The sequence below is a fragment of the Pseudomonas sp. OF001 genome (assembly GCF_904426495.1).
In the GTDB taxonomy this organism is placed as follows: domain Bacteria; phylum Pseudomonadota; class Gammaproteobacteria; order Pseudomonadales; family Pseudomonadaceae; genus Geopseudomonas.
In genome coordinates, this window is sequence record NZ_CAJGBM010000050.1 from 1 (window position 1) to 2,381 (window position 2,381).

2 protein-coding genes and 2 pseudogenes are annotated in these 2,381 nt (G+C 47.5%); 3 read left to right on the forward strand and 1 reads right to left on the reverse strand.

Annotated features, from left to right (window positions below; genetic code table 11):
* From RA210_RS18625 to greB, 3 genes and pseudogenes are all read left to right on the forward strand, one after another.
* A pseudogene (locus RA210_RS18625) lies at positions 1-996 on the forward strand (hypothetical protein); the annotation flags it as partial.
* A gap of 8 nt (positions 997-1,004) precedes the next feature.
* On the forward strand, positions 1,005-1,607 hold the full coding sequence (gmtX, locus tag RA210_RS18630; protein ID WP_201487613.1) for a gamma-mobile-trio protein GmtX: 603 nt from the start codon (positions 1,005-1,007) through the stop codon (positions 1,605-1,607).
* A 7-nt stretch (positions 1,608-1,614) separates the two neighbouring features.
* The gene (gene greB / locus RA210_RS18635) at positions 1,615-2,100 is read left to right on the forward strand and encodes a transcription elongation factor GreB (protein WP_201487614.1); all 486 of its coding nucleotides are present in this window, start codon (positions 1,615-1,617) and stop codon (positions 2,098-2,100) included.
* Between the two features lie 154 nt (positions 2,101-2,254).
* On the opposite strand, the pseudogene RA210_RS18640 reads toward greB, so the two are convergent.
* Positions 2,255-2,381 (reverse strand): annotated as a pseudogene (locus tag RA210_RS18640) (IS5/IS1182 family transposase); the annotation flags it as partial.

Here is a 2,381-nt window from a genome sequence, read left to right on the forward strand (position 1 = left end):
CCTCTGGCTCATGCCGCGCAGCAGACCGACCTGGATGTTGGAGCGCTCTTCAACGCTGAGTTCGTGGTAAGACATGGCAACACCGTACCGGAAAGGTCAGGTGTTGCACTCAGTTTTTGCCGCTGCCGGGATTATGGGATTTGCCCGTATGCGGCTACTCGCTGTGATGATGGAGGTGAAGAGATTGGGGCTACTAAAGTTCATGGGGCGACACCTTGTGGTTATCTGGGATTTCAGAACTGCTTGAGGTGTAGGCACTTCATAACTGGCCCGGTTTTTATGGGGGGATTGCTCTCAATCACCAATGAAATTCTGCTGGAGGCAAATGAGCAGTCTGAGGTTTGTCGTGACCTTCAAAATAAAGTTGCTGCGCTTTCTGCTTCGCTCGATGAGCTTGATCGGCTTGAATATATTGCTGATTTGAAAGGGGAAGCTTTTGATTCTGGCACGCGAAAATCCCTTGAGTTCAAGATCAGGAAGTTGGACTCGGAGTATGAAAGTGCTGCAAAGAAAATGGATATGCTCCTGTGTGACCTCCAGTCGTCATATAGGCTTGTTCAGCTATCTCAGTCTGTCGTAAATGGCCATGATAACTGTGATGATTCCGGGATTTCATTGATTAAGATGTCAGACTCCGAGTTGCAGGTTGAAATTGAGGATGTATCGTATTTCCAGCAGCTTCAAGAAATTTGTGAGAATGCCGTGATTTATGAGAGCTGTAATGCCTCTCGAGCGATTATACCGCGGTCACAACTCCTTGATAGGATGGCATGCCTAAACGAACTTGCCCCAAGTTTGTTTATGCTTTCAAAAGAAGATCAGCTTAAGATAGGCAATCAGCTTGTAGCCCTGTTCAAGGCCAGGTTGAAATCATGGGAGAGGGTAGATAGTCTTGTTAATGGAGGTATAAAGCTTTCTGATCTTGTTGGGACGGAGCGAATCGAGCGATCTGAGATTGAGCTTATAACCAAGAGTTCTGTTCCGGCTTTGGTTTAGGGGTGGGTATGAGTCCAGAAGAGTTGCTAGAAAAACTCAAAGATTCTTCTTCACAGAAGACATGCCAAACGCTTGATGCAATATATCAGATTTGTGTCGAGCAAGAGCGGCGTGGTTTGAATGAGTTCTCGGTTGCTACTATTGCTCGCCTTGGTTACAAAAGGGGGGTTCCCAAGGCTCAAAGCCTTCGTAATGCTACTGGAGAGAAGTATCGTGCGCTGATCAGTTCTTTTGAGGAGCGTAATGCCGCTAAGAGTCCGCGCTCTAAAGATAAGTCTGAGGATGATTGGATTGAGGAAATTCAAAATCCAAAGCATAAACTGCTTGCGCGCATTCAGGCGTCGCAACTGGCTGCGGCAAATAAGAAGATTAAGGAATTTGTTCCGCCAGGGACTCGTATTGAGATTTTGGACTATCAAAGTGATAAGGGCGATGGAGGGGCGCTTAGTAGTCTCGAGAGGCGGGCTCTTGAATATATCGTCTCGGATGAGTTTCTGGATAAGTGGCGGTTTGCTGTTTCGGAGTTTGGTGAGATTGTCGATTCGTCAGGCTCCGTGGTTCTTAAGGCAGCTACCGTTGATGCTGTTAAAAAGGCTTTAAAGTACATGTAGGGTTTTTATGAGTGCGAACCTGATTACTCCTGAAGGTTATGAAGAGCTCAAAAGTGAGCTTGATTTTTTGTGGCGTGAGGAACGGCCTGCTGTAACGAGACTAGTTCAGTGGGCAGCAAGCTTGGGGGATCGGTCTGAAAATGCTGACTATCAGTATAATAAAAAGCGGCTTAGGGAAATTGATAGAAGGGTTAGGTATTTAAGGGGAAGGATTTCTGACCTGCGAGTTGTTGAGTATAGTGAGACACAGGAGGGAAAGGTCTTCTTTGGGGCTTGGGTTACCTTGGTTGGGGAGGAGGGAGAGTCTCTTTCGTTCAGGATTGTAGGGGTTGATGAGATATATGGGAAAAAGAACTATATATCGATAAACTCTCCAGTCGCTAGGGCATGTATTGGGAAGAGTGTGGGTGACGAGGTTTTTGTAATAACTCCAGATGCAACAAAATGCTGGGAGGTTGACTCGATCACCTATGAGGGGCGTCTCGAAAAATAGTGTTTAACGATTGGCTTTTCTGGTGTCGTGTTGAGAGATTTTGCTCGAAATTACCGTTGGGGGTGTGATCTTTTTCAGCCCCACTGGAACGCAGCACCAGCATGCTGAGCTGCGATCCAGCTTCCCACCTGCCTCCCGTGTCGGAGATACAGGGCTAGGTTCTGTACGAAAAGTACTGCCGTAGGCACCGCAGCGTGCAAGCCAGGGTGACCATTGCAGCAAAACTTCTTGCCAGCTTGTCGTAGCGAGTGCCGATCCTGCGGCTCTCCTTCAACCAGCCG

What these genes read in the sequence shown, in the direction of transcription:
- gmtX (WP_201487613.1), top strand. Translation starts at nt 1,005, where the DNA reads ATGAGTCCAGAAGAGTTGCTAGAAAAACTCAAAGATTCTTCTTCACAG.
- greB (WP_201487614.1), top strand. Translation starts at nt 1,615, where the DNA reads ATGAGTGCGAACCTGATTACTCCTGAAGGTTATGAAGAGCTCAAAAGT.